Raw genomic sequence first — 23,773 nt, forward strand, 5'->3', positions numbered from 1 at the left:
CCCGGTCGGCGCGTCCGCTCACACGAAGCGGACGCGCTGGCCGGGGCGCAGCTGCGCGGCGAGGCGCACGTCGTCGCGCGCGACGACTCCGATCACCGGGTAGCCGCCCGTCATCGGGTGGTCGGCGAGGAACAGGATCGGCCGGCCCGACGGCGGCACCTGGAGCGCGCCCGTGACGACGCCCTCGCTGGGGAGCTCGCCGGGGATCCGCCGCTCGAGGGGATCGCCGTCGAGGCGGACGCCCACCCGGTCGGCCTCCGCCGTCACCTCCCACGCGCGGTCGAGGAGCGCGGCCCAGGACCCGTCGACGAACCAGTCGAGGCGCGGGCCGGGCGACGCACGGAGGAGCACCTCGCCGTCGGCGGGCGCGGAGACCGCGAGCGAGTCGACCGGGGGCACGGGCCGGGCGGGCGCGGATCCGACGGGCAGCACGTCGCCGACCGCCACGGGCGCGGGTCCCACGCGGGAGAGCAGGTCGGTGGCGCGCGAGCCGAGCACCGGGGCGACGTCGACGCCGCCGCGCACCGCGACGTACCAGCGGATGCCCGCGACGGCCGTGCCGATCTCGAGGGCGTCGCCGGCGTCGAGCAGCACGGCCTGGGCGTAGGGCGCGGGGCGGGATCCGCGGCCCACCGACCGCGAGAGCGGCCCGACGGCGCCCGTGACCGCGACCCACACGGCGGCCGTCGCGCGCAGCACGGCGCCGCCGAGCACGATCTCGAGGCCCGCGGTCCCGGGGTCGTTGCCGACGAGGAGGTTGGCGTCGGCGAGGGCGCGCGGATCCAGGGCGCCGGACGGCGAGACGCCGATGCCGCCGTGGCCCGGCCGGCCCGCGTCCTGCACGAGCATGAGCGGGCCGGTGCGCTCGACCACGAGGCCGGCCGCCGCGGTGGTCGTGGCCCGGCGTCCGCGGCGGGGAGCCAGCGCGTCGCTCACGCGTCGACCTCGCGGAAGCGCACCGTGGATCCGGGCTGCAGCAGCGCCGCCGGCTCCCGCTCCGGATCCCACAGCACCGCCCGCGTCGTGCCGATGAGCTGCCAGCCGCCCGGCGAGACGCGCGGGTAGATCCCGCTGAACTCGCCCGCCAGCGCGACCGCGCCGGCCGGGACCCGCGGCCGGGGCGACGCGCGGCGCGGCACCTCGAGGCCGGCGACGCCCGCCAGGTAGCCGAAGCCGGGCGCGAAGCCGCCGAACGCGACCGTCCAGACGCCCGAGGTGTGGCGCTCGACGACCTCCCGCGGGTCGATCCCGAGGAGCGCGGCGACGTCGGCGAGGTCCTCGCCGTCGTAGACCACGTCGATCTCGACGGGCGCGCCGCCGCGGGCGCCGGCCTCGTCGGCGGGGCGGGCGGCGAGCGCCCAGGAGCGGGCGGCGGCGAGCGGGAGCACGCGCGGATCCACCGTGACGAGGATGCTGCGCGCGCCCGGCACGATGTCGACGACGCCGCGGGGCCGCGTCGCGTCGAGCACGGCCTGCAGGCGCAGGACCTCGTCGAGCGAGTCGAGGTCGAGCATCACGGCGGCGTCGCCGCACGGCAGGAGCCGGAGGGTCACAGGGCGCGCCGGTCGCGGGCGGGGAGCGCGCGGCGCTCGGGCGAGGAGGCCGCGTCGGCGTCCGCGGCGTCCGGCACCGGCCGGATCTCCACGCCCGCCGCCTCGAGCGCGTCGCGCACCGCGCGCGCCAGCCCCACGGCGCCGGGGGTGTCGCTGTGCAGGCACAGGGAGTCGGGGTCGAGCCGCACCACGGATCCGTCGATCGCGACGACCGTGCCCTCCGTCGCCATGCGCACGGATCGCGCCGCGACCTCGGCCGGGTCGTGGATCACCGCGCCCTCCTGCCGCCTGGACACGAGCGCGCCCTCGGGCGTGTACGCGCGGTCGGTGAACGCCTCGACGCGCGTCGGCAGGCCGGCCGCCGCGGCCAGCCGGAGGATCTCGGAGCCCGGCAGCCCGAGCACGGGGAGCGTCGGATCCAGCGCCACGACCGCGTCCACCACGGCCTGCGCCTGCACGGGATCGTGCGCGATGCGGTTGTAGAGGGCGCCGTGCGGCTTGATGTAGGAGACCCTGGCGCCGACCGTGCGGGCCATGCCGCTGATCGCCGCGAGCTGGTAGAGCACGTCGCCCGTGAGCTCGGCGGGCGAGGCGTCGAGGTCGCGCCGGCCGAAGCCCGCGAGGTCGCGGTAGGCGACGTGCGCGCCGACGGCCACGCCGTTCCGGGCCGCGCGCTCGAGCGCGTGCAGCATGACGAGCGGATCCCCCGCGTGGAAGCCGCACGCCACGTTGGCGCTCGAGACGGCGTCGAGCATCGCGTCGTCGTCGCCGAGGGTCCAGCGGCCGAAGGACTCGGCGAGGTCGCTGTTGAGGTCGATCTGCATGGCGTCTCCCCTGCGGTGGTCGCGCCGCGTCGGGCGCCGGCGCCCGCCCGTCGCGTGGCCGTCCCACCAGGCTAGGCGGCCGCCGGGGCGCGCGGGGTGCCGGAGGCCGCGGATAGACTCGACGACCGTGACTACCCGCACCCTCATCAAGAACCTGGCCGCCCTCGACGACGGGGACGTGGCCGTCTCCGGCTGGGTCGAGACCGTCCGGGATCAGAAGAAGATCCAGTTCGTGATCCTCCGCGACGAGTCGGGCGCGGTGCAGCTCACCTACAAGCGCCAGGGCGACGAGGACCGGACCGCTGACACCATCTCGGGCCTCGCCGCGGGCACGTTCCTCACCGCCACCGGCACGCTCAAGCACGACGAGCGCGTGAAGCTCGGCGGCCTGGAGATCGGCCTGTCCGGCATCGAGGTCGCGGGCGCGGCCATCCCCGAGACGCCCATCGCGGCCGACTCCTCCATCGACAAGCGCCTCGACTGGCGCTTCATCGACCTGCGCGCGCCCCGCAACTCGCTCATCTTCCGCGTGCAGACCACGCTGGTCCACGCGCTGCGCACCTACTGGGTCGAGCACGACTTCATCGAGGTCTTCTCCCCCAAGCTCATGGCCACGCCCTCCGAGTCGAACGCCGAGCTGTTCAAGGTCGACTACTTCGACGGCGTCGCGTACCTCGCGCAGAGCCCGCAGTTCTTCAAGCAGATGGCGCAGTCCGCCGGCTTCGGCAAGATGTTCGAGGTCGGCCCGGCGTTCCGCGCCGACCCGTCCTTCACCTCGCGCCACGCGACCGAGTTCACCTCGGTGGACGCCGAGATCAGCTGGGTCGAGAGCCACGAGGACGTCGCCCGCCTCCAGGAGGAGCTCATCGTCGCCGCGCTCACCGCGGTGAAGGAGAAGCACGGCGACGAGATCCGCGAGCTGTTCGACGTGGAGGTGACCGTGCCGAGCATCCCGTTCCCGCGGATCCCGCTGCTCGAGGCCAAGGACATCGTCGCGAAGCGCGGCCACGTGATCGACCGCGCCGACGACGACCTCGACCCCGAGGGCGAGCGCCAGATCGCCGCCCACGTGATGGAGGAGTTCGGCCACGAGTTCGTGTTCCTCACCGACTACCCGTCGTCGATCCGGCCGTTCTACCACATGCGCAACGCCGAGGACCCGACGATCACGAACAGCTACGACCTCATCTGGAACGGCGTCGAGATCACCACGGGCGCCCAGCGCGAGCACCGCGTCGAGGTGCTCGAGGCGCAGGCCCGCGAGAAGGGCCTCGACCCCGAGGAGCTCGGCTCCTACCTCGACTTCTTCCGCTACGGCGTGCCGCCGCACGGCGGGTTCGGCATGGGCCTCAACCGCGTGCTGATGCTGCTGCTGCACCAGTCGAATCTGCGCGAGGTCACGTACCTGTTCCGCGGCCCGAACCGGCTCGCCCCGTAGGTCCCCGCTCCACCGGACGGCCCGATCCCCGCGCAGGGGGTCGGGCCGTTCCGCGCATCCGGGGGCGCGGCATCAGGGGCGCGGATCTACATCCCTCGGGGGAACCGCGGACGCCGACCCGGCCGTAGCGTGGCAGGCAGCGCCGATCCGACCGGGACGGCCCACGCCCCGACGCCGAGGAGCCCGCATGCGCCACGAGACGCGACACGACCGGCGCCTCGCGCCCGGCATCGCCCGGCACGGCCGGCTGCGGAGGCCGAGCGGCGCGCGCACCGCGGTGAAGGCCCTGGCCGCGGCGACGGCCGTGGTGATCGCGAGCACCGGATCCGTCGCCGCGTTCGCCGCGTGGGACCTGGCCCGCACCGTCGAGGCGAACTCGGTCGACATCTCGGACGGGCAGGCGCCGCCGCCGTCCATCGGCGGGATCGACGGGGGTGCGAACATCCTGCTGGTCGGCGGTGACACGCGCGAAGGCCAAGGCGACGGGTTCGGAACGGGTGTCGGCGTCGCGACGGGCAACCTCAACGACGTCACGATGCTCCTCCACATCAGCGAGGACCACACGCGCGCGACCGTGGTCTCCTTCCCCCGCGACATGCTCGTCGACATGCCCACCTGCGTCGGACCGGACGGCGCCGAGGTCGCCGCGTCCTCGGGCGTGCAGATCAACGAGGCACTCAAACGAGGCGGTCTCCCGTGCGTCGCGCGCGCCGTCGAGGCCATCACCGGCCTCGACGTCCCCTACGGCGGCGTCATCCAGTTCAACGGGGTGATCGGGATGTCGAACGCCGTCGGCGGTGTGCCGGTCTGCATCGCGAACCGCATCCTCGACCCCAAGACCGACCTCGACCTGCAGCCAGGCGTGCGCGTGCTCGAGGGGCGTCAGGCCGTCCAGTTCCTCCGCACCCGCTACGGCGTGGGCGACGGCAGCGACATCGACCGGATCAGCAACCAGCAGGTCTTCCTCAGCGCGCTGCTGCGCACCATCACGGCGACGGACACGCTGACGAATCCGGCCAAGATCTACGGCATCGCCCGAGCCGCGGTCGACAACATGGTGCTGTCGACCTCCTTGGACAGCCCGGCGGCGATCACCTCGCTGGCCCTCACCGTGAAGGACATCCCGCTCGACCGCTTCACCTTCGTGCAGTACCCGAGCATCCGTCTCGAGAGCCAGCGCGTGGCGCAGGACGTCGTGAACGGCGACGAGATGATCCGCCTCATCGCCGCCGACGCCGACTTCTCCCTCGCCCCGGGCAGCACCGGCAAGGGCGTGGCCGCGCCAGAGCCCACGACCGGCGAGACCCTCGCGCCCGCCGCCGGCGGTACGCCGTCCGCAGATCCCTCTGCCCCCGCCGTGCTCCCCGAGAACGCCACGGGCCAGACGGCCGCGGAGGAGACCTGCTCGAATGGCTGACGGGAGCCCACCCGCCCTGCTCCTGAACGGCACCTACGGCGTCGGCAAGAGCGCCGTGCTCGATCATCTCGGCGACCTGCTCGCCGAGGCCGGTAGGCCGTTCAGCCTGATGGACGTCGACTGGTTCCACCGGTCCTGGCCGCCCGCGCCGTGGGATCCCGAGAACGTCGCCGTCGAGGCGCGGGCGATAGCCGCGACGTGGGCGCTGTTCCAGGAGGCCGGTCCGCGGCAGCTCGTGGTCAGCGGGGTGGTCGAGGAGCGCGCCGACGTCGACCGGTACCGCGACGCGCTCGGGATCGACGTGCGGTGCGTGCTCCTCACCGCGTCGTCCGCGGTCGTCGAGGCGCGCCTGCGCACCCGCTACGACGACGACAGGCGCGCCGCACGCGACTGGCACCTGGCCCGCCACGCGGACCTGGCCACGCAGATCGAGACGTCCGACCTCCACGAGGCCGCGATCGCGACCGACGGCCGGACCCCGCGGGATGTCGCGCGGGCCGTGCTCGACGCGCTCGACGCCGCCGGCCGGTAAGCATCCGGCGACCCACGCGACGCCCACCCGCCGGGTCAGCTTTTCCTCTGTTGCCGTAATATCTGGACCACCACTCGATGCCCTCACCCGCGGGTCGCCGAGCCGTCCAGGCGGCGGGATCCGGAGGATCCGTGCCCGCGACGGGCACCAGGACGGGACACGGAGGAGGGCAGGGCATGGGCCAGCTGATCTTCGACAGCAGCACCCGCACCACCATCGACGACCGCGCGCTCGCGCACCTGCAGATCGTGATGCTCAACAAGCTCCGCCGCAAGGAGAGCTTCGCGTTCTCGTGGAAGTACCCGGCGTCCGAGGGCGACGGGCGCAGCACCGTGTGGGTCGCCCCCGAGCTCCCGCTGCACTTCCGGTTCTCGGGCAGCCGCCCGCCCGCGATCAACCCCGCCTGGGTGGACGTGCTGATGGACAGCGCGAACACCGGCTCCGGGCTGCACCTGCTGCCGGAGCCGCCGCCCGGCACGGGCTCGCACGCCGAGTCGCCCGACTGACGGGATCCGCCCACCCGGCGACCCGCCCCGACCACGCCCGCCCCGCACCCCTAGGACCCCCATGGCCCTCACCAACCTCCCCTACGACGACGAGGCGATCCTCGCCGCCACCGAGTCCGCCACCGTCCTCGCGAAGGAGGTGCGCGACGTGCAGGTCGACTTCGCGAGCACGAGCGTGTCCGACGACGCCGTCGCCCGCGTGACGGCGACGATCACGTGGACGGTCCCGGCGGCCGAGGCCCTGCGGATCCTCCAGGAGTCGCTGCCGCGCGACTGACGCGACGTCCACCCGCGTGCGTACGCGCATGGCCCTCGCGGCCGACGACCCGCCGCCGGAGCGCTGCGAGGCTGGACCCATGACCCGACCCGACGCGTCTCCCCGCCGCACCGCCGCCGCCCGCCCCACGCGCGGGATCCCGCGCCCGACCGTGCGCGAGGCCCTCCTGGCCGGCCTCCGCGCCACCGCGGTCGTCCTCGTCTTCAGCCTCGTCGTCGGAGGCCTCACCAGCCCCGCGCAGGGCTTCCTCCCGTCGTGGGTGAACTCGCTGGCCAACTCCGCCGGCGGCTGGAGCATGCTCGCCTTCGTCGCCGTCTGGCTCTCCCGCGCGCGCCCGCCCCTCGGGGCCGTGCTCGGAGCCCTGTCGTTCGTCGCGATGGTGGAGGCGTACGGGGTCGTGAGCCTGTGGCGCGGGCACTTCTTCGCGGAGCCGCTCTCCTCCATGTGGATCCCGATCGGCCTGGTCGCGGGCCCGTTCATCGGCGCGGCGGCGGCCCTCGTCCGGCACGCCGGGCGCGGGGCGACCATCGCGGGCGTCGCGGTGCTCAGCGCCGTCCTCGTCGCGGAGGGGATCTTCGGGCTCACGGTCGTCGCCGCCACCACGAGCCCGGTCTACTGGATCCTCGAGATCGTCCTCGCGATCGGCTTCCTCGCCGCGGCGGTGCTGCGCGGTCGGCGGGCGGTCGTCGCCGTGCCGGACCGGGCCGCCCGCCCCTAGCCCCGCGTCGCGGCGATCCGCCCCCGTGCGAGGAGGGCCGCCGCGAGGCCGAGCGGCAGCACGAGCGCCGCTCCCGCCGGGCCGACCGCCGCGACCGCGGACACGACGGCGAGCGTGGATCCCCCGGCCAGCAGGAGCGCGTCGGCCTGCCACGCGGCGATCACCAGGGCGGACGCGTCGCCCGCCGGCGTGACCACGGGCGCCATGACGGCCAGCGGCAGCGGCCCCTTCGCCGCGTCGAACGCGCGGACCACGACGAGCAGGAGCGCGACGGCCGGCGCGACGACGAGGGCGACGGGGCCCGCCCCGTCGACCACGGCGATCCCCGCCCCCACGAGCGCGCACGCGACCCCGGCCGCCGCGGGGAGCGCGGCGTGGAGGAGGAGCAGGCGCTCGGTCGGGATCCCGTAGAGCGGCGGCGAGGAGGCGACGTCGACGACGTGCCGGAACCCGTCCGCCCCCACGCCGAGCGCGAGGAACCCGACGAGCGCGGCGCCGAGGGCGGGGATCACGAGCCACGTGCCCGCGCCGTCGAGCGCCACCGCGATCAGGGCGCCGGACGCCGCGACCCCGAGGCACCCGGCCGTCGCGCGGACGGGCGTGCGGACCGCGCCGACGAGGTCCCGCCAGATGAGGAGGGTCACGGGGGACCGGCCGCGCACGGCGCCCCAGCCGCGCCCGATCCGCGGGACGGGACGGAAGCCGCCCGCCGCCATCGCCAGGTCGCCCGTCGTCGCGAGGGTCGTGGCCGTCTGCCAGCGCCGCGCCTGCGCGAGCAGCCCGGGTCCGCGGAGCCCGCGGAGGAGCGTCGGCGCGGCCGCGAGTACCGCGACGGCCAGCGCGGCGAGGACCCCGAGCGCCGAGCCGACGCCTGCGGCCGGCGGCCACGCACCGGTGCCCGTGTCCGCGGCGGGGAAGAGCGCGCGCACGGCGGTCCACGGCACGAGCGCCGTCGGCACGAGCACCGCGAGCGCGGTGGATCCGAGGAGCGCGGCTCCCCCGACAGCCCGCCCGACCGCGCCCAGCCGCTGGCCCGCGAGCCAGCAGCCCGCGAGGATCACGCCGACCAGCGCGCCGCCCGCGGTCCAAGCCGCGACCGGCCACGGATCCGCGTCGCCCGCGACCAGCAGCGCGAGCCCCGGCAGCAGCGCCACGAGCCCGGTGATCGCGGCGAGCCCGAGGGCGGCGCGCGCGAACGGCCGCCCGAGCACGGCCGCGCGCGGCAGCCCGCTGCCCGCGAGCGCCGCGGTGAGGAACGGGGACAGCAGCGCCGGACCGCGCGCGCCGCCGGCCACGAGGAGCGCCAGGGCGGCGAGGCCCGCGATCCCCGCCGCCGCGGTGGGCCCGTGCGCGCGGAGCGCCGCCGCCGCGACCGGCTCGGCGAGCTCGAGCACGATGGCGCGCAGCACCGGGATCCCGACTATCAGCACCGTGAGCGTGCCCGCGTACACGGTGTACGCGAGGTCCATCGGCGAGGCCCCGCCGCGCTCGAGCCGGAGGGACCGGACCGTGCGGAGGACGCGCCTCGTGCTCACGCGGCGTCGCCGACGAGCGCGATCGACCGGTGCGCCACCGCGTCGCGGAGCACCGGGCTGTGCGTCGCGAGCACGACCGTGCGCCCGTCGTCGAGCTCCGCGCGGAGGATCCCGATCACGAGCTGCAGCCGATCGGGGTCGAGCCGCTGCTCGGGCTCGTCGAGGAGCAGCACGTCGTAGGGCCGCACGGTGGCCATCGCGAGGGCCGCCAGCTGCGACTGGCCGCTGGACAGCTCGTGCGGGAAGCGCCGGGCGAGGGGCGCGAGCCGCCAGAGCTCGAGGTGCGCCGCCGCACGGGCGCGGGCTCCCTGCGCGTCCATGCCCCAGGTCGCGGCGATGACGGCGAGGTGCTCCGCGACGGTGAGGTCGCGCGCCACGGGCGGGTGGCCGATGGATCCGGACACCGCGCGCCGGAACGCCGGGTCGCGCTCGTCGACCGGCCGGCCGCGGACCCGCGCGGATCCCGCGCTCGGCCGGGTGAGCCCGGCGACGACGCGGAGCAGGGTGGTCTTCCCCGCGCCGTTCGGCCCCGTGACCGCGACGGCCTCGCCCGCGGCGACGGAGAGGTCGGTCGGTCGCAGCAGCGGGATCCCGTCGACGACCACCGACACCCGCTCGACCTCGACCGCATCGCCCATCCCGCCATCCTCCCGCACGGGCCGCGAGCGGCGGGCGGGCGACGGCGTGGGCCGGTCGGGCGGGCTCATCGGCCCGCGGAGGTCAGACCTCGAAGTCGACCGACGCCGCGGATCCGACGAGGCTCCGCACGAAAGCGGCGACGCGCTGGTGCTCCGGGTGCACGTCGTAGGCCTCGAGCGCGGCCCGGTCGTCGAAGTCGGCGATGAGCACGACGTCGTGGCTGCGCGCGGATCCGACCACGTCGCGCCCCACCTGGAACGAGCGGATGCCGGGCACGAGGCCGGGCAGCGTCCCGAGCGCCTCCGTGACGCGGCCGGCGTCGCGGTCGAGGGCGGCGGGATCGCGGTCGGCGAGCTTCCAGGAGACGACGTGGCGGAGGGTCATGCACCGACCCTATCCGCGGGCGGCGACGCGCGTCAGCGCGCGTCGAGCGCCCGGCGCAGCCGGTCGGCGTCGATGCGCCAGTAGTTGTGCACGCGCCCGTCGATGAGGAGCACCGGGATCTCCTCGGCGTACCGGTCGGCGAGCGCGCGGTCGTCGAGGATGCTGCGCTCCTCCAGGGTCACCTCGGCCGCGCGCGCGGGGTCGAGGCCGCCGAGCACGCCGGTCACGACGTCGCGCGCGTCGTCGCAGAGGTGGCAGCCGGGCTTGCCGACGAGGGTGAGGACCGTTGCGCTCATCCGCCCAGCGTAGGCGAGCGCATCCGCCCACAGCCCCGGCGCCCCGGCCCAGGAGCGTCGCCTACGCTGAGCCGATCATGGTCGACCAGGCGGGCACCCCGATCCTCGCGTTCTTCGACGTGGACAACACCCTCATCCACGGCGCGAGCGTCTTCCACCTCGTGCGCGGCCTCCGCGCCGCGGGCCTCCTCACCACGCGCGACATCGTGGGCGCGGGATGGAAGCACGCGCGCTTCAAGGCGCGCGGCGAGAACGACCGGCACCTCGCGTCGGCGCGGACCCGCGGCCTCGAGGTCGTCACGGGCATCACGGTCGCCGACATGGCCCGGCTCGCCGGCGACATCTACGAGCGGCACACCGCGCCGATGGTCTGGCCGGAGACGCTCGGCCTCGCGCAGGAGCACCTGGCGAACGGCCACCAGGTCTGGCTGGTCACGGCGTCGCCGTCGTTCCTAGCCGATGTGATCGCCCGCCGGCTCGGCCTCACGGGCGCGCTGGGCAGCGTGCTCGAGGTGCGCGACGGCGCGTACACGGGTCGCCTCGAGGGCGAGTTCCTGCACGGCGCCCACAAGGCGGCCGCCGCCCGGGAGCTTCTCGCGCGGACGGGCGCGGACGCCCGCGACTGCTGGGCGTACTCCGACTCGCGGCACGACATCCCGCTGCTCACGCTCGTCGGGCACCCCGTGGTGGTGAACCCGGACCAGGCGCTCGCCGCCCACGCGCGCGGATCCGGCTGGCCGTCGATGCGGCTCCGGCGCGCGAGCATCCGCGACGCCCGCAGGCGCGTGCGCCGCGAGGCCGCGTCGGCGGACCGCACCGCCGGGCGCTGATCCGCCGACCACGCCGCCCCGGGCACCGGACCGCCGGGCACCCCCGCACGCACGAAGAGGACGCCGCCCCGTCACCGGGTCGGCGTCCTCTCCATCACGTCCTGCGCCCTCGTGGACGCGTCCGCTCTACTTCTTGTTGCGGCGCTGGTGGCGCGTCTTGCGAAGCAGCTTGCGGTGCTTCTTCTTCGCCATGCGCTTGCGACGCTTCTTGATCACTGAACCCATAGGGGCACCTCATCTGTTGCCGGACGGAACACGCGGGTTCTGGTGACCCGCGGAAAATAGCCTCAGAGGAGTCTAGCCGACATCCGACATGCCAGAGTGACGCGACGCATCGCCGGGCTGGCCGGGCAGCGCGTTCGTCGGGTCGATCGCCGCGAGCACGGCGGACTCGGGCACGCGGAACGAGCGGCCGAAGCGGATGGCGGGCAGGTCGCCCGAGTGCACGAGGCGGTAGACGGTCATCTTGGAGACGCGCATCATCTCGGCCACCTCGGCCACCGTGAGGAATCGGACGTCGGACAGGTCACGCGACATGGGCGGATCGACTCCTCGTTCTGCGTGACCGGCTCACGGACCTCCATCGCCCCCGCGATGCGGGCGCTGGTGCGCGAGTCTAGGGGTCCGGATGGACGCGTGTCCATCGTGTCACATCCTGCATCACGCGTCCCGCGAGTTCCCCTGCTTCCGCCCGCGCAGACGGCCGAGCGACGCCTGGCCCGCCGTGCCCGCGACGCGCGTGGCGTCGTGCACGGCGGCGGCCGCCTGGTAGCGGGTGTCGGCCCAGATGCGCCCGAGCGACGCGGCGAACGGGTAGCCGGCCGGGTCGCCATCCTCGTCCGCGTCGGGATCCGCGGACAGGCCGCCGCCGAGGAGCCCCGTGTCGGGATCCGCGTGGCCGTCGTCGGCCTCCTCGCCCCGGCCGTCGTCGACGAAGGGCGCGACCCAGGCGTCCAGCGCCTCGAGCGGCGCGGGCTCCAGGCGGTAGTAGCGGTGCTGCCCCTCCTCGCGCACGGAGACGAGGCCGATGTCGCGCAGCACGCGCAGGTGCTTCGACACGGTCGGCTGGCTGATGCCGAGGGTCTGCACGAGCTCCGAGACGCTGATCTCCCCCGTCGGCGCCTCGGGCACCGCGCGTCGGTCGAGCAGCACGCGGAGGAGGTCGCGCCGGGTGGGATCCCCCACGACGTCGAAGATGTCAGCCATCCCCGAAGGCTATTCCGTCGCGCGCTCGCAGTACCATGACGATCCGGGGCGCTGCGCCCGGGAAGCGGACAGGGGACCATGCGCGTCAGGCCGGATCACGGGCGTCCCCTCCTCGGGCGCATCCGCGACTTCCTCGACTACTTCGCGCACTCGACGCCCGCCCGCTTCGCGATCCTCATCTTCGGGGCGCTCGTGCTCACGCTCACGACGATCCTCATGCTCCCCGGCATGACCTCGACGGGCGACACCGCGCCCTTCGCCGACGCGCTCTTCACGGCCGTCTCCGCGATCTGCGTCACGGGCCTCGCGACCGTCGACATGGCGACGTACTGGACGCCGCTCGGCCACGCGTTCATCGCGCTCGGCGTGCAGATCGGCGGGATCGGCGTGCTCACGCTCGCGTCGATCATGGGCCTCATCGTGTCGCGCCGCCTCGGCCTCAAGGCACGGCTGATGGCGGCGAGCGACAGCAACCCGCTGCGGATCCACCACGGCCCCGTCGCCGAGGGACAGGCCGTCAAGCTCGGCGAGATCGGCACGCTGCTGCTCACGGTCGCGATCAGCGCCCTCGTCATCGAGCTGTCCATCGCGGCGCTGCTGTTCCCGCGAATCCTGCTGGAGGGCATCCCGGTCGGCCAGGCCGCGCTCGACTCGTTCTACTACTCGCTCATGGCGTTCACGAACACGGGCTTCGTCTTCAGCGAGGCCGGGTTCGAGCTCTACCACCAGGACTACTGGTTCCTCAGCCTGCTCATGATCGGCGTCTTCCTCGGCAGCATCGGCTTCCCCGTCATCTACGCCGTGTACCGCGGCTGGCGGAAGCCGCGGCGCTTCTCCGTGCACGTGAAGCTCACGCTCTGGACGTCGCTCATCCTCATCGTGCTCGGCACGCTCGCCTACGTCGTGCTCGAGTGGGACAACAAGAAGACCTTCGCGCTCATGGATCCCGTGCAGCACGGCTTCCAGGCGCTGTTCCTCTCGGTCATGACGCGCTCGGGCGGCTTCTCGACGCTCGACATGGGCGACTTCGGCAACGCGAGCCTGCTGGTCACCGACATGCTCATGTTCATCGGCGGCGGATCCGCGTCCACGGCCGGCGGCATCAAGGTCACGACCCTCGCGATCCTGTTCCTCGCGGCGTTCGCCGAGGCGCGCGGCAGCGAGTCCATGGAGGTGTTCGAGCGCCGCATCCCGAGCGACGTGCTCCGCCTCGCGGTCAGTATCGTGCTCTGGGGCGCGACGACCGTGGCGCTCAGCAGCATCGTGCTGCTGCAGATCTCCGGCGAGCGCCTCGACTACGTGCTCTTCGACGCCATCAGCGCGTTCGCGACCTCGGGCCTCAGCACCGGGTTCACGGCCGAGGCCACGGATCCCGCGAAGTACGTGCTCGCGGCCACGATGTTCCTGGGGCGCGTCGGCACGGTGACCCTCGCGGCGGCCCTCGCCGCGAGCACCCGCCGGCAGCTCTTCCAGCGCTCCGAGGAGCGGCCGATCGTCGGCTGAGCCGGCGACGCGCACCCACCCACCCGTCCCATCCCGCACCGACCGGATCAGAGAGGCCCCCCATGGGCGAACGCATCCCCCACAACGCCCCCGTGCTCGTGATCGGGCTCGGCCGCTTCGGCGCCGCGACCGCCGGCCAGCTCGCGCGCCTCGACCGCGAGGTGCTCGCGATCGACGCGAGCGAGGGGCTCGTGCAGAAGTGGTCGGACCGGGTCACGCACGCCGTGCAGGCCGACGCGCGCAACATCGAGGCGCTGCAGCAGCTGGGCGCCAAGGACTTCTCGATCGCGGTCGTGGCGGTCGGGTCGTCCATCGAGGCGAGCGTGCTCATCACCGCGAACCTGGTGGACCTCAAGATCCCGCAGATCTGGGCGAAGGCCATCAGCCAGTCGCACGGCAAGATCCTCGAGCGCATCGGCGCGAACCACGTCATCTACCCGGAGGCGGAGGCGGGCGAGCGCGTCGCGCACCTCGTGTCCGGACGGATGCTCGACTTCATCGAGTTCGACGACGACTTCGTGCTCGCCAAGATGTACCCGCCGAAGCCGATCCGCGGGATGGCGCTCGCGGAGTCGTCGGTGCGCCGCCGCTACCGGATCACGGTGGTCGGCGTGAAGACGCCCGGCAAGCCGTTCACCTACGCGACCGCCGAGACCGTCGTCTCGAACCACGACCTCATCATCGTGTCGGGCACGTCGGCCGACATCGAGCGGTTCGCCTCGCTGTCCTGACCCGCGGCGCCGCCGGCGGCCGCGGCGGCCGCGCGCTCAGCCGGCGGCGAGCTCGCGGGCCCGGGCGAGGGCGGCGTCGGTCGCGCGGTCGAAGAGGCCCGACAGGTCCGCCGCCTGCAGCACCTCGACGGCCCGCTCGGTCGTGCCCTTGGGGCTCGTGACGCGGCGGCGGAGCTCCGCGGGCTCGGCGTCCGACGCGGCCAACAGCTCGACCGCGCCGCGGAACGTCCCCTGCACGAGCACGCGCGCCTCGTCCGGGCCGAAGCCCTTCGCCTCGGCCGTGCGGGTCAGCTCCTCGATGAGCAGGAAGACGTAGGCGGGGCCGGATCCGGAGATCGTGCTGAGCGCGTCGATGCGCTCCTCGGGCACCTCCACCACGTCGCCGACCGTCGCGAACACCGCGCGGGCGAGCGCGAGGTCCTCGGGCGTGGAGCGCGTGCCCGCGGCGAGGCCCGTGACCCCGCGGCCGACGAGCGACGGCGTGTTCGGCATCGAGCGGAGCACCGCGACGCGCTCCGGCAGCAGCGACTCGAAGGTCGCGATCGTCACGCCGGCCGCGACGCTGATCACGAGCGCGCCGGGATCCAGGTCGCTCGCGATCTCCCGCAGCAGGTCGGGCACCATGTGCGGCTTCACGCCGACGACCACGACCCGCGCGCCACGGACCGCGCGCCGGTTGGCGTCGGCGTCCTCCTCGACGCTCGCCGCCTGCACGCCCTCTCGCTCGCCGAGAGCGGCCGCGCTGGCCGCCGAGCGGGTGGTCACGCGCACGTCGCCGTCGACCTCGACGCCCGGCTGCAGCAGGCCGCCGAGGATGGCGCCGTTCATGGACCCGGTGCCGAGCATCGCGAGCGACGGGAGGCGGACGACCTCGGCGGGGACGGACGGGGCGGGGCGGGAGGCGTCGGGCATGGCTCGATCCTAGGGACCGGGCGTCGCCCGTTCGGGTGGTCGTCGGCGCCGGGCGCGTGGCTAGGCTGAGGCGACCGGGGCATGCGCGCCCGGGCGGCCCGAGCCGTCCCCGCCGGTCGAGGAGGTCCGGCCTTGAGCGAATCCCACGGCAGCAAGGCGATCTTCGCCGCCCTCGCCGCCAACGTCGGCATCGCGATCACGAAGTTCGTCGCGGCCTTCTTCTCCGGCTCCTCGTCGATGCTCGCGGAGGGCGTGCACTCGCTCGCCGACTCCGGCAACCAGATCCTGCTGCTCATCGGCGGCAAGCGCGCCAAGCGCCTCGCGGACGAGGAGCACCCCTTCGGCTACGGCCGGGTCCGCTACGTCTACGCCTTCATCGTGTCGATCATCCTGTTCTCGGTCGGCGGCGTGTACTCGCTGTACGAGGGCATCCACAAGATCGAGCACCCGGAGCCGCTCGACGTGCCGTGGCTGCCGATCGTCGTGCTGCTCATCGCGATCGGCCTGGAGTCGTTCTCGCTGCGCACGGCCATCAAGGAGTCGAACCCGCTCCGCGGCACGCAGACGTGGGTGCAGTTCGTGCGCCGCGCGAAGAGCCCGGAGCTCCCCGTGCTGCTGCTCGAGGACACCGCCGCGCTCTCGGGCCTGGTGTTCGCGCTCCTCGGCGTCACGGCGTCGATCCTCACCGGCGACGGGATCTACGACGGCATCGGCACCCTGCTCATCGGCGTGCTGCTGGTGGCCGTCGCCGTGATCCTCGGGGTCGAGATGAGCAGCCTGCTCGTCGGCGAGGGCGCGTCGAAGCCGGACCTCGCGGCCATCCGCGCCGCCATCACCGCGGGCCACGAGGCCGAGTCGATCATCCACATGAAGACGCTGTACCTCGGCCCCGACGAGCTCCTCGTCGCCGCGAAGATCGCCATGCCCGCCACGAGCTCGCTCGGCGACGTCGCCGCGGGGATCGATGCGATCGAGCGCCGCGTGCGCGAGGCCGTCCCGGTCGCCCGCGTCATCTACCTCGAGCCCGACGTGCGGGTCGCGACGCGCTGACGCCGGTCGGCGCGCGGGCCGGTCGCCCGCGTCAGTCGCCCGGAGAGACGGCGCCGGCGTCGAGCCGGCGCGCGGCGAAGAACGCGTCCAGCAGCTCCGCGCACTCCCCCGCCGCCACGCCCGAGAACACCTCCGCGCGATGCGGCAGCCGCCGGTCGCGCAGCACGTCGTAGAGGGATCCGGCCGCGCCCGCCTTCTCGTCCCACGGGCCGAAGACCACGCGCGGCACCCGGGCCGCGAGGATCGCGCCCGCGCACATCACGCACGGCTCGAGCGTGACGACCAGCGTCGTGCCCACGAGGTGCCGGTCGCCGGTGGCCTCCGCCGCGGCGCGCAGGGCCTCCACCTCGGCGTGCGCGGTGGGATCCTGCCTGGCCTCGCGGAGGTTCCGCCCGCGCCCGATCACCACCCCGGACGCGTCGACCACGACCGCGCCCACGGGCACGTCCCCGGTGTCAGCGCAGGCCCGGGCCTCGTCGAGCGCCACGGCCATCCAGCGCTCGTAGTCGGCCGGCACGGGCAGGTCCAATCGCGATCCCCCTTGCTGATTAGATGGAGCCTATGCGAGTCCACGTAGCCGACCACCCGCTCATCACGCACAAGCTGACGGCGCTGCGGGACCGCACCACCCCCTCCCCCGTCTTCCGCAGCCTGGCCGACGAGCTCGTCACGCTGCTCGCCTACGAGGCCACCCGCGACGTCCGGGTCGAGACGATCACGGTGCAGACGCCGGTCGCGCCCGCCCAGGGACTCACCCTCAGCGACCCGAAGCCGCTCGTCGTCCCCATCCTCCGCGCCGGTCTCGGCATGCTCGACGGCCTGATGCGCCTCATGCCCAGCGCCGAGGTCGGCTTCCTCGGCATGGTGCGCAACGAGGAGACGCTGCAGCCGGACATCTACGCCGAGCGCCTCCCCACCGACCTCTCGAACCGCCAGTGCTTCGTCGTCGACCCGATGCTCGCGACGGGCGGATCCCTCATCGCCGCCATCGAGTACCTCTTCGACCGCGGCGCCGTCGACGTCACGTGCATCTGCCTCATCGCCGCCCCCGAGGGCCTCAAGGCCGTCGAGGAGGCGACCGCGGGCCGCGAGGTCACCATCGTGCTGGGCGCGCTCGACGAGCGGCTCGACGAGGTCGGCTACATCATCCCGGGCCTCGGCGACGCGGGCGACCGCCTGTACGGCACCGCCGCGCACTGACCCGCGCGCTCGACCCCGCGGCGCCCGCTCCCCTCGGGGGCGGGCGCCGCTGTCCGCGCACGCACGATTCCTGCGCGTCCCGCACGATTCCGCCCGCTCCTGTTGACAGGGGCGCACGGATCCGTGCAAGCTCTCCCCATGACTCTGAACGCGCACGTCCTGACCTCCTCCGAGGCCTCGGGAGTCGCCGGCATGATGATGCCCGGCCGTGTCGCGATGTCCTGTCGAATGTCGGCCTGAGCCGCCACCTTCGCCTGAGCGGTCCCGCGACGCCTCCGTCGCCGACCCTCCCCGCCGTCACCGGCGCATCCGCCCCCTGAGGCGTCTCGCACTCCCCTGAGGTCCCGCGCACTCCAGCTGCGCTGCACCCGCATCATCACAAGGACTCCCGCCATGTCGCTCGCGACCATCGATCCCGCTCGCACCGCCCTCCGCTCCGCTCCTTCCGCCCCCGTGCTCCGCGCGGCCGCGCCCCTCGCCCCGCCGGTCCGGCGGCCCCGGGGCGTCCCGGCATCCGCCGCGACCACCGCCGCCGCCGCCGCCCAGGATGCCGCGCCCGCCCGCCCGGCCCGCCTCCGCGCCGTGCCCGAGGGCACCGAGGCACGCGGCTTCGCCATCTACGTCGGCCTCGACGAGCTCAAGGCCGCCGCCGCCGGCACCGACCTCGGAACCGTCGTCGCCGCGCTCAAGCGCCTGGCCGCCGAGCTCGCCCCCGGCGTCGAGACGCACGCCGCGGTCGCCCTCGCCCCCGAGGGCGCGGGCGGCCGCGACATCGACGTGGTCCGGCTCGCCCTGCAGGATCCCGCCGCCGTCGCCCAGCACCGCGAGCAGCCCGAGGACGACGACCGCGCCGACGGCGGCGTGACGGTCGACCTGTCCCGCAAGCGCGTCGTCCTCGACGGCGAGACCGCCCCGCTCACCTACAAGGAGTTCGAGCTCCTGCAGTACCTGGTGCTCCGCGAGGGTCGCACCATCGAGCGATCCGAGCTCATCGCCTCGCTGTGGTCCGCCGCGGACGAGGACGACGTGCCCAACGAGCGCACCATCGACGTGCACGTCCGTCGGCTGCGCTCGAAGCTCGGCCGCTACGAGGAGATCGTCCGCACGGTGCGCGGTGCCGGCTACCGGTTCGACCGGCACGCGGACGTCGCCGTCAACCACGCCAGCACGCAGTCGCCCGACCTGTTCTGAGGCACCGGCGGACGACTCAGCCTGCCCTTGCGGAGCTGTCGGCGATCTCCCAGCAGATCGGGCCGGTTCGAGGTAGCGGGGCGTTACGGGATCGTTATACAGTCTTCTCGTCCCCACCGTTTGCTGTGGCGGTGGAGACGGAATGTGATTGCAGGACACTCCTGGTGCAAGGGAGAGGGCCGGCCCCATGCCTCTGGGGTCGGCCCTCAGTCATGTCCGGCGCGGGTCCGCTCGGGACGCTCCCCGGTGCGCCGCTCAGTAGACTCCCCCACGAGAGCGTGCGCCCGACGATCATCGCGATGCGCACCGGACGAGGAGGCCTGGTGGGCGAGACAGCGGACGCCGTGCGGGCATGGGAATCCCTGTTCCGCGCGCAGGTCAGCGTCATGCGCCGCCTCAGCGCCGAGTTCCCCAGCCGCGAGCTCTCCTTCAACGAGTACGACGTGCTGTTCAACATCTCCCGCCAGCCCGAGGGACGCCTCCGCCTGCGCGACCTCAACCAGCACGTGCTCCTGACCCAGCCGAGCGTGAGCCGCCTCATCGACCGGCTGGTGACGCGGGGCCTGGTCGTGAAGTGCGGCGACGAGAGCGACGGACGGGCCACCATCGTGCGCCTCACCGACGCGGGCGACGCGGCCTTCCGCGCGGTCGCGCGCGTGCACATGGAGTCCATCGCCTCGACCGTGGGCGGCGCGCTCACGCCGGACGAGCTGAACACGCTGCGCGAGCTGACCGACAAGCTGCGCGGCAGCGTCGCCGAGGCCTAGGCCGCGGATCCCGTCGTCGCACGCGGGCGGGCGAACGGCCCGCCGCGGGCGACGAGCAGCCGCAGCAGCGCCATGACGAGGTCGACCGCCGTCACCACGCACGCCGCCCAGCCGATCGCCGTCGTGAGCGACGCCGCCGCGGGCCCGCCGATACCGGCCACGGCGAGGACGGCGACGACGATCACGCCGAGGACGGTCGCGGCGACGGCGTCGACCACCGTGAACGGCGGCACGGTCTCGGCCGCGGCGGGGACGCGCCGGTCGCGGGGAGCCAGGCGGTGGAGGCCGTCGCGGATCCGGGAGACGCCGTAGGCCGCCTCCGCCGTCTCCAGGGGGAGGAACGTCGAACCGAAGACCACGTCGGCCGGGGTGCGCTCGCGGATGCGACGCAGGGTGCGGATGTGCAGGGGGAGCCGCACCACGACCGGCGCGGCCCACCACCAGGCCGGCTCCAGGATCCCCTGGATGCCCGCGGCGGCCAGGTACAGCGTCACCAGGGCGAAGGACACGAAGCGGAGGACGGGCCCGACGCTGATGCGCAGCGACGCCAGGCGGGCGCGGCGGCGGTCGGCGGCGTCGGCGGGTGCGCCGCCCCGCGTCAGCCGGCCGACGTGGGCGCCCCACCGGTCGCGCCGCTCGCGCATCACGCCCCAGGTGACCGAGGTGTCGACGCGGGCGCGGGCGTCGGGCACGACGGCGGACCGGTCGTCGCCGGCGAGGAGCGCCGTGAGGATCGCCTCGGACGACGCGGTCGAGGGCGAACCCGGATCGCGCGCGGGGAGGCGGAGGAGCGTCGCGGGAGCGAGCGGCACGGGCCCGGTGAGGCCGAGGTCGGTGCCGGTCTCGACGGCGCCCATCGCCCAGTGGCGCTGCAGGAGCCGGAGCGCACCCGCGAGGGGGCCGTGGGATCCGCTCGGCCGCGGGTCGAGGCGGGCCGACACCGCCAGGGCGCCCTGGTCCCGGTCGAGGGCGGCGACGAGGAGCTCGAGGACGCGGGGCTCGAGCGCGGCGTCGGGCGAGACGAGCAGCACGCGCCCCTCGTCGCCCACCAGCCGGAGGGCGAAGCCGTACGCGGACCGGAGCGAGCCCTCGCGCGGGCCGCGGTCGATGACCGTGACCGTCGTGCCGACGGGATCTGCGCCCGGGACGGCGCGCTCGTGGCGGCCGTTGAAGGTCCGCGCCACCGCGAAGGTGTCGTCGCGGCTGCCGGCGACCACGACGACGACCCGCTGCGGCGGGACGGTCTGCCCGAGGATCGACGTCAGCGTCGCCGCGATCGTGGATCCCGCGTCGCCCGCTACGACGACGGCCGAGACGGCGTCGCGCGATGCCGAGCCCGGGGGGACGGGCAGGGGCGTGCTCTCGTTGTCCATGGGCCTCTCGACGACGGCGGGTCTCGTGCGGCGGTCGGACCCGGACGGACGCGCACTGCCAGGTGCGATATTACGTGCAGCCGGGCTCCGCGCGCGCAGCGGGCACGGCCCGGTCGCCCGCGCGGCGCCGTCCTAGGCTCGATCCATGAGCGACGACGACGCCCCCGACCGCGGATCCGCCGACCGGGAGGGCGCCGACGAGGCGCACGGCCCGAGCATCGTGTGGCTCCGCGACGACCTCCGCGTGGCCGACAACCCGGCGCTGCACGCGGCCGTCGAGCGCGGCGAGCCGATCGTGGTGCTGTACGTGCTCGACGAGGAGAGCGACGGGATCCGCCCTCTCGGCGGCGCCGCCCGCTGGTGGCTGCACATGAGCCTGTCGCGCCTCGCGGAGTCGCTCCGGGAGCTCGGTTCCCCCCTCGTGCTGCGCCGTGGGAAGGCCGCCGAGGTCGTCGACGACCTCGTGCGGGAGGTCGGCGCGGGCGCGGTGCTGTGGAACCGGCGCTACGGAGGCGCCGAGATCGCGGTCGACACCGCCGTCAAGAAGGACCTCGGCGACCGGGGCCTCGACGTGCGCAGCTTCCAGGGATCGCTGCTGGTCGAGCCGTGGACGGTGACGAACAAGCAGGGCGAGCCGTTCCGCGTGTACACCCCGTTCTGGAAGGCCGCGCAGGAGCGGGAGGAGCCGCGGAAGCCGCTGCCCGCGCCGAAGGAGCTCGACGCGCCGCGGAAGGGGCCGCGCTCGGAGGACCTCGACGGCTGGGGGCTGCTGCCGACGACGCCCGACTGGGCGGCCGGGCTCCGCGAGGCGTGCGACCCCGGCGAGGCGGCCGGCCTGCAGCGCCTCGAGGACTTCGTCCACCACGAGCTCGAGGACTACGCCGCCCAGCGCGACGAGCCCGCCGCGATGACGACCTCGCGGCTGTCCGCGTACCTGCGCTGGGGCGAGGTGAGCCCATTCCAGGTGTGGCACCGGATCCAGCGCACGCGCGGCCAGAAGGTCGGCGGCGACGAGGTCAACGCCACCAAGTTCCTCTCGGAGCTCGGCTGGCGCGAGTTCAGCTACCACCTGCTGTACCACCAGCCCGATCTCGCGACCCGCAACTTCGTGCCGCGCTTCGACGCCTTCCCGTGGGACGAGCCGTCCGACGAGACGCTCGGCGCGTGGCAGCGCGGCGAGACGGGCGTGCCGCTCGTCGACGCCGGCATGCGCGCGCTCTGGAAGGACGGCCACCTGCACAACCGCGTGCGGATGGTGGTGGCGTCGTTCCTCATCAAGAACCTGCTGATCGACTGGCGTCACGGCGAGCAGTGGTTCTGGGACACGCTCGTCGACGCGGACGCGGCGAACAACGCGGCGAGCTGGCAGTGGGTCGCGGGATCCGGCGCGGACGCCGCCCCGTACTTCCGCGTGTTCAACCCCGTGCTGCAGGGGCAGAAGTTCGACCCGTCGGGCGAGTACATCCGCTCGTACGTGCCCGAGCTGGCGCACGCGTCCCGGGACGTGGTGCACGAGCCGTGGAAGGCGATGGGCGACCTGGTCGCGAGCGCCGAGGACGACGCCGACGACCAGGCCGACGGCGGCCTCGCGGCCTACCCGTCGCCCATCGTCGACCTCAAGGAGTCGCGCCAGCGCGCCCTCGCGGCGTACGACGTGATCAAGGACCGCTGACGCAGGAGGGCCCGCGCGTCGGTCGACGCGCGGGCCCTCCTGAGCGGACGGGGATACGGGTCAGGCGTGGTCGCCCTCGCCGCGCCCCAGGCGCTCCGCGCGCTCGTGGCGCTCGCGGATCCCGCGGCCGCGCTTGACGTCCTCGCGCTCCGCGGCGGCCTTCTTGTCGCTGACGGCGGTGTCGCGCGGCGGCAGCTGGAGCGTCTCCTCGGCGGCGATCCCGGCCTGGAGCTGGCGTCCGCGCTCGAGCTCGGCGTCGAACTCGGCGCCGAACAGCAGCGCGAGGTTCGCGATCCAGAGCCAGAGCAGGAACACCACGACGCCGGCGAGCGCGCCGTAGCTCTTCGCGTAGCTGGAGAAGTTGGTCACGTAGAAGGCGAAGCCGACGCTCGCGACGACGAGCACGACGAGCGCGATGGCGGCGCCCATGCTCATCCAGCGGAACTTCGGCTGCTTCGCGTTCGGGGTCGCGTAGTAGAGGATCGCGATGAGCAGCACGATCGCGAGGGCGAGCACCGGCCACTTGGCGATGGACCACACGATCTGCACGGTCGGGCCGACGCCGAGCGCGGCGCCGATGGCGTCGGTGACGGGGCCGGAGATCGCGATGATGAGCGCGCAGATCAGCAGGATCACGATGCCGATGACCGTGACGGCGAGCTGCATGGGCTTGAGCTTGAGGAACGGGCGGCCCTCGGGGATCTCGTAGATGCGGTTCATCGCGCGGGTGAAGGCGCCGACGTAGCCGGAGGCCGACCAGATGGCGAGCACGATGCCCGAGACGAGGGCGAAGCCGGCGGCGGGGGACTCGACGAAGCCCGTCAGGATCGGCTCGATGAGCGCGAGGGCGTCCTGGGGCGCGAAGCCGCGCAGCAGGTCGAGGACCGCCGTCACCGTCGACTGCCCCTGCCCGAACACCCCGAGCAGCGAGATGATGGCGATGAGCGCGGGGAACAGCGACAGCACCGCGTAGTAGGTGAGCGACGCCGCGATGTCGGTGCACTGGTCCGAGCTGAACTCGCGCATGGTCTTCCGGAGCACGTACTTCCAGGAGGGCTTCTCGATCTCCGTCGGGGAGTCGGGCTTGCGCGCGTCCTCCTCGTCGGGCCGGTCCTCGATGGTGCCGGCCGTGTCGCGTCGTGCCACTGGTGCCTCCGTGGGTGTGGTGGATCGGGTCCCCTCCCCAGCGTGGCCCCTGGTCGGCGGCGCGCCTAGCCCG

28 protein-coding genes are annotated in these 23,773 nt (G+C 74.2%); 14 read left to right on the forward strand and 14 right to left on the reverse strand.

Annotation, left to right across the window (positions count from 1 at the left end; translation table 11 throughout):
* Positions 1-18: 18 nt before the first annotated feature.
* From FGI33_RS10635 to FGI33_RS10645, 3 genes are read right to left on the reverse strand one after another with little or no spacing between them, the layout of a single operon-like run.
* Complete coding sequence (locus FGI33_RS10635) at positions 19-936, reverse strand: 5-oxoprolinase subunit C family protein (RefSeq protein ID WP_237581849.1); 918 nt, start codon at positions 934-936, stop codon at positions 19-21.
* Positions 933-1,553 carry a 5-oxoprolinase subunit B family protein gene (locus FGI33_RS10640; RefSeq protein ID WP_237581850.1) on the reverse strand — a complete coding sequence of 207 codons (621 nt, stop codon included), beginning with the start codon at positions 1,551-1,553 and terminating at the stop codon, positions 933-935. The genes FGI33_RS10635 and FGI33_RS10640 overlap by 4 nt, the downstream gene beginning before the upstream one ends.
* Complete coding sequence (locus FGI33_RS10645; RefSeq protein ID WP_237581851.1) at positions 1,550-2,377, reverse strand: LamB/YcsF family protein; 828 nt, start codon at positions 2,375-2,377, stop codon at positions 1,550-1,552. Before FGI33_RS10645 ends, FGI33_RS10640 begins: the two co-directional genes overlap by 4 nt.
* A 127-nt stretch (positions 2,378-2,504) precedes the next feature.
* Between FGI33_RS10645 and aspS the strand changes: the two genes are divergently transcribed.
* The 6 genes from aspS to FGI33_RS10675 all read left to right on the forward strand — a co-directional run bounded on the left by aspS (position 2,505) and on the right by FGI33_RS10675 (position 7,265).
* The gene (aspS, locus tag FGI33_RS10650; protein ID WP_119402996.1) at positions 2,505-3,815 is read left to right on the forward strand and encodes an aspartate--tRNA(Asn) ligase; all 1,311 of its coding nucleotides are present in this window, start codon (positions 2,505-2,507) and stop codon (positions 3,813-3,815) included.
* A 187-nt stretch (positions 3,816-4,002) separates the two neighbouring features.
* Complete coding sequence (locus FGI33_RS10655; protein ID WP_237581853.1) at positions 4,003-5,232, forward strand: LCP family protein; 1,230 nt, start codon at positions 4,003-4,005, stop codon at positions 5,230-5,232.
* Positions 5,225-5,764, forward strand: coding sequence for a P-loop NTPase family protein (locus FGI33_RS10660; protein WP_119435283.1), 540 nt, complete (start codon positions 5,225-5,227; stop codon positions 5,762-5,764). The genes FGI33_RS10655 and FGI33_RS10660 overlap by 8 nt, the downstream gene beginning before the upstream one ends.
* A gap of 176 nt (positions 5,765-5,940) precedes the next feature.
* Positions 5,941-6,270 (forward strand): DUF7882 family protein, encoded by a 330-nt coding sequence (locus tag FGI33_RS10665; protein ID WP_119435284.1) that lies wholly within the window; start codon positions 5,941-5,943, stop codon positions 6,268-6,270.
* A gap of 61 nt (positions 6,271-6,331) precedes the next feature.
* On the forward strand, positions 6,332-6,547 hold the full coding sequence (locus tag FGI33_RS10670) for a hypothetical protein (RefSeq protein ID WP_119435285.1): 216 nt from the start codon (positions 6,332-6,334) through the stop codon (positions 6,545-6,547).
* Between the two features lie 79 nt (positions 6,548-6,626).
* Entirely contained in the window at positions 6,627-7,265 is a 639-nt protein-coding gene (locus FGI33_RS10675) for a DUF6518 family protein (protein WP_119435286.1), read from the forward strand.
* Here FGI33_RS10675 and FGI33_RS10680 read toward each other — a convergent pair.
* The 4 genes from FGI33_RS10680 to FGI33_RS10695 all read right to left on the reverse strand — a co-directional run bounded on the left by FGI33_RS10680 (position 7,262) and on the right by FGI33_RS10695 (position 10,119).
* Positions 7,262-8,800 (reverse strand): hypothetical protein, encoded by a 1,539-nt coding sequence (locus tag FGI33_RS10680; protein WP_237581855.1) that lies wholly within the window; start codon positions 8,798-8,800, stop codon positions 7,262-7,264. The two genes, FGI33_RS10675 and FGI33_RS10680, sit on opposite strands and share 4 nt — an antisense overlap.
* Positions 8,797-9,438 carry an ABC transporter ATP-binding protein gene (locus FGI33_RS10685; RefSeq protein WP_119435491.1) on the reverse strand — a complete coding sequence of 214 codons (642 nt, stop codon included), beginning with the start codon at positions 9,436-9,438 and terminating at the stop codon, positions 8,797-8,799. Before FGI33_RS10685 ends, FGI33_RS10680 begins: the two co-directional genes overlap by 4 nt.
* An 82-nt stretch (positions 9,439-9,520) precedes the next feature.
* Positions 9,521-9,823, reverse strand: a complete 303-nt coding sequence (locus tag FGI33_RS10690) for a Dabb family protein (RefSeq protein ID WP_119435490.1) — start codon at positions 9,821-9,823, stop codon at positions 9,521-9,523.
* A gap of 32 nt (positions 9,824-9,855) precedes the next feature.
* Positions 9,856-10,119 carry a glutaredoxin family protein gene (locus FGI33_RS10695; RefSeq protein ID WP_086521095.1) on the reverse strand — a complete coding sequence of 88 codons (264 nt, stop codon included), beginning with the start codon at positions 10,117-10,119 and terminating at the stop codon, positions 9,856-9,858.
* Between the two features lie 77 nt (positions 10,120-10,196).
* Between FGI33_RS10695 and FGI33_RS10700 the strand changes: the two genes are divergently transcribed.
* The gene (locus tag FGI33_RS10700; RefSeq protein ID WP_147362080.1) at positions 10,197-10,949 is read left to right on the forward strand and encodes an HAD family hydrolase; all 753 of its coding nucleotides are present in this window, start codon (positions 10,197-10,199) and stop codon (positions 10,947-10,949) included.
* Between the two features lie 126 nt (positions 10,950-11,075).
* On the opposite strand, the gene FGI33_RS10705 is transcribed toward FGI33_RS10700, so the two are convergent.
* From FGI33_RS10705 to FGI33_RS10715, 3 genes are all read right to left on the reverse strand, one after another.
* Complete coding sequence (locus FGI33_RS10705) at positions 11,076-11,174, reverse strand: 30S ribosomal protein bS22 (RefSeq protein WP_003792170.1); 99 nt, start codon at positions 11,172-11,174, stop codon at positions 11,076-11,078.
* 72 nt (positions 11,175-11,246) lie between these two features.
* Positions 11,247-11,486 carry a helix-turn-helix domain-containing protein gene (locus tag FGI33_RS10710; RefSeq protein ID WP_119435257.1) on the reverse strand — a complete coding sequence of 80 codons (240 nt, stop codon included), beginning with the start codon at positions 11,484-11,486 and terminating at the stop codon, positions 11,247-11,249.
* A gap of 123 nt (positions 11,487-11,609) precedes the next feature.
* A complete protein-coding gene (locus FGI33_RS10715; RefSeq protein WP_119435256.1) occupies positions 11,610-12,155 on the reverse strand; it encodes an ArsR/SmtB family transcription factor in 546 nt (181 codons plus the stop codon).
* Between the two features lie 78 nt (positions 12,156-12,233).
* Between FGI33_RS10715 and FGI33_RS10720 the strand changes: the two genes are divergently transcribed.
* Together FGI33_RS10720 and FGI33_RS10725 are read left to right on the forward strand one after the other, a co-directional pair.
* Complete coding sequence (locus FGI33_RS10720) at positions 12,234-13,658, forward strand: TrkH family potassium uptake protein (RefSeq protein WP_119435255.1); 1,425 nt, start codon at positions 12,234-12,236, stop codon at positions 13,656-13,658.
* 62 nt (positions 13,659-13,720) lie between these two features.
* Complete coding sequence (locus FGI33_RS10725) at positions 13,721-14,389, forward strand: potassium channel family protein (protein ID WP_043671599.1); 669 nt, start codon at positions 13,721-13,723, stop codon at positions 14,387-14,389.
* Between the two features lie 36 nt (positions 14,390-14,425).
* On the opposite strand, the gene proC is transcribed toward FGI33_RS10725, so the two are convergent.
* Positions 14,426-15,301: a pyrroline-5-carboxylate reductase gene (gene proC, locus FGI33_RS10730; RefSeq protein WP_119434717.1), complete on the reverse strand. Its 876-nt coding sequence runs from the start codon at positions 15,299-15,301 to the stop codon at positions 14,426-14,428.
* Between the two features lie 132 nt (positions 15,302-15,433).
* On the opposite strand from proC, the gene FGI33_RS10735 reads away from it, so the two are divergent.
* The gene (locus FGI33_RS10735) at positions 15,434-16,351 is read left to right on the forward strand and encodes a cation diffusion facilitator family transporter (RefSeq protein ID WP_119403185.1); all 918 of its coding nucleotides are present in this window, start codon (positions 15,434-15,436) and stop codon (positions 16,349-16,351) included.
* A 31-nt stretch (positions 16,352-16,382) separates the two neighbouring features.
* Here the strand turns inward: FGI33_RS10735 and FGI33_RS10740 are convergent, their stop codons facing one another.
* The gene (locus FGI33_RS10740; RefSeq protein WP_182623307.1) at positions 16,383-16,844 is read right to left on the reverse strand and encodes a nucleoside deaminase; all 462 of its coding nucleotides are present in this window, start codon (positions 16,842-16,844) and stop codon (positions 16,383-16,385) included.
* Positions 16,845-16,912: 68 nt separating this feature from the next.
* Here FGI33_RS10740 and upp point away from each other — a divergent pair, with 68 nt between their 5' ends.
* From upp to FGI33_RS10755, 3 genes are all read left to right on the forward strand, one after another.
* Positions 16,913-17,551 (forward strand): uracil phosphoribosyltransferase, encoded by a 639-nt coding sequence (gene upp / locus FGI33_RS10745; protein WP_119381825.1) that lies wholly within the window; start codon positions 16,913-16,915, stop codon positions 17,549-17,551.
* A 393-nt stretch (positions 17,552-17,944) separates the two neighbouring features.
* The gene (locus tag FGI33_RS10750; protein WP_119434715.1) at positions 17,945-18,742 is read left to right on the forward strand and encodes a winged helix-turn-helix domain-containing protein; all 798 of its coding nucleotides are present in this window, start codon (positions 17,945-17,947) and stop codon (positions 18,740-18,742) included.
* A 299-nt stretch (positions 18,743-19,041) separates the two neighbouring features.
* Positions 19,042-19,509, forward strand: coding sequence for a MarR family winged helix-turn-helix transcriptional regulator (locus tag FGI33_RS10755; RefSeq protein WP_045530129.1), 468 nt, complete (start codon positions 19,042-19,044; stop codon positions 19,507-19,509).
* Here FGI33_RS10755 and FGI33_RS10760 read toward each other — a convergent pair.
* Positions 19,506-20,882, reverse strand: coding sequence for a glycosyltransferase family 2 protein (locus FGI33_RS10760; RefSeq protein ID WP_237581857.1), 1,377 nt, complete (start codon positions 20,880-20,882; stop codon positions 19,506-19,508). The genes FGI33_RS10755 and FGI33_RS10760 overlap by 4 nt on opposite strands.
* 145 nt (positions 20,883-21,027) lie before the next feature.
* Here FGI33_RS10760 and FGI33_RS10765 point away from each other — a divergent pair, with 145 nt between their 5' ends.
* Complete coding sequence (locus FGI33_RS10765) at positions 21,028-22,554, forward strand: cryptochrome/photolyase family protein (protein WP_119435281.1); 1,527 nt, start codon at positions 21,028-21,030, stop codon at positions 22,552-22,554.
* Positions 22,555-22,614: 60 nt separating this feature from the next.
* On the opposite strand, the gene FGI33_RS10770 is transcribed toward FGI33_RS10765, so the two are convergent.
* Positions 22,615-23,700, reverse strand: coding sequence for a YihY/virulence factor BrkB family protein (locus tag FGI33_RS10770; protein WP_237581860.1), 1,086 nt, complete (start codon positions 23,698-23,700; stop codon positions 22,615-22,617).
* Positions 23,701-23,773: the final 73 nt, after the last annotated feature.

This window comes from Clavibacter phaseoli (assembly GCF_021922925.1).
In the GTDB taxonomy this organism is placed as follows: domain Bacteria; phylum Actinomycetota; class Actinomycetes; order Actinomycetales; family Microbacteriaceae; genus Clavibacter; species Clavibacter phaseoli.

Excerpts from the sequence above, each read along its gene's own strand:
- FGI33_RS10725 (WP_043671599.1), top strand. The coding sequence starts at position 13,721 with ATGGGCGAACGCATCCCCCACAACGCCCCCGTGCTCGTGATCGGGCTC.
- FGI33_RS10690 (WP_119435490.1), bottom strand. The coding sequence starts at position 9,823 with ATGACCCTCCGCCACGTCGTCTCCTGGAAGCTCGCCGACCGCGATCCC.
- proC (WP_119434717.1), bottom strand. The coding sequence starts at position 15,301 with ATGCCCGACGCCTCCCGCCCCGCCCCGTCCGTCCCCGCCGAGGTCGTC.
- FGI33_RS10700 (WP_147362080.1), top strand. The coding sequence starts at position 10,197 with ATGGTCGACCAGGCGGGCACCCCGATCCTCGCGTTCTTCGACGTGGAC.
- FGI33_RS10710 (WP_119435257.1), bottom strand. The coding sequence starts at position 11,486 with ATGTCGCGTGACCTGTCCGACGTCCGATTCCTCACGGTGGCCGAGGTG.
- FGI33_RS10660 (WP_119435283.1), top strand. The coding sequence starts at position 5,225 with ATGGCTGACGGGAGCCCACCCGCCCTGCTCCTGAACGGCACCTACGGC.
- FGI33_RS10645 (WP_237581851.1), bottom strand. The coding sequence starts at position 2,377 with ATGCAGATCGACCTCAACAGCGACCTCGCCGAGTCCTTCGGCCGCTGG.
- FGI33_RS10765 (WP_119435281.1), top strand. The coding sequence starts at position 21,028 with ATGAGCGACGACGACGCCCCCGACCGCGGATCCGCCGACCGGGAGGGC.
- FGI33_RS10685 (WP_119435491.1), bottom strand. The coding sequence starts at position 9,438 with ATGGGCGATGCGGTCGAGGTCGAGCGGGTGTCGGTGGTCGTCGACGGG.
- FGI33_RS10760 (WP_237581857.1), bottom strand. The coding sequence starts at position 20,882 with ATGGACAACGAGAGCACGCCCCTGCCCGTCCCCCCGGGCTCGGCATCG.
- FGI33_RS10740 (WP_182623307.1), bottom strand. The coding sequence starts at position 16,844 with ATGGCCGTGGCGCTCGACGAGGCCCGGGCCTGCGCTGACACCGGGGAC.
- FGI33_RS10665 (WP_119435284.1), top strand. The coding sequence starts at position 5,941 with ATGGGCCAGCTGATCTTCGACAGCAGCACCCGCACCACCATCGACGAC.
- FGI33_RS10715 (WP_119435256.1), bottom strand. The coding sequence starts at position 12,155 with ATGGCTGACATCTTCGACGTCGTGGGGGATCCCACCCGGCGCGACCTC.
- FGI33_RS10675 (WP_119435286.1), top strand. The coding sequence starts at position 6,627 with ATGACCCGACCCGACGCGTCTCCCCGCCGCACCGCCGCCGCCCGCCCC.
- FGI33_RS10705 (WP_003792170.1), bottom strand. The coding sequence starts at position 11,174 with ATGGGTTCAGTGATCAAGAAGCGTCGCAAGCGCATGGCGAAGAAGAAG.
- upp (WP_119381825.1), top strand. The coding sequence starts at position 16,913 with ATGCGAGTCCACGTAGCCGACCACCCGCTCATCACGCACAAGCTGACG.
- FGI33_RS10755 (WP_045530129.1), top strand. The coding sequence starts at position 19,042 with ATGCGCACCGGACGAGGAGGCCTGGTGGGCGAGACAGCGGACGCCGTG.
- FGI33_RS10720 (WP_119435255.1), top strand. The coding sequence starts at position 12,234 with ATGCGCGTCAGGCCGGATCACGGGCGTCCCCTCCTCGGGCGCATCCGC.
- FGI33_RS10670 (WP_119435285.1), top strand. The coding sequence starts at position 6,332 with ATGGCCCTCACCAACCTCCCCTACGACGACGAGGCGATCCTCGCCGCC.
- FGI33_RS10655 (WP_237581853.1), top strand. The coding sequence starts at position 4,003 with ATGCGCCACGAGACGCGACACGACCGGCGCCTCGCGCCCGGCATCGCC.
- FGI33_RS10750 (WP_119434715.1), top strand. The coding sequence starts at position 17,945 with ATGTCGCTCGCGACCATCGATCCCGCTCGCACCGCCCTCCGCTCCGCT.
- FGI33_RS10695 (WP_086521095.1), bottom strand. The coding sequence starts at position 10,119 with ATGAGCGCAACGGTCCTCACCCTCGTCGGCAAGCCCGGCTGCCACCTC.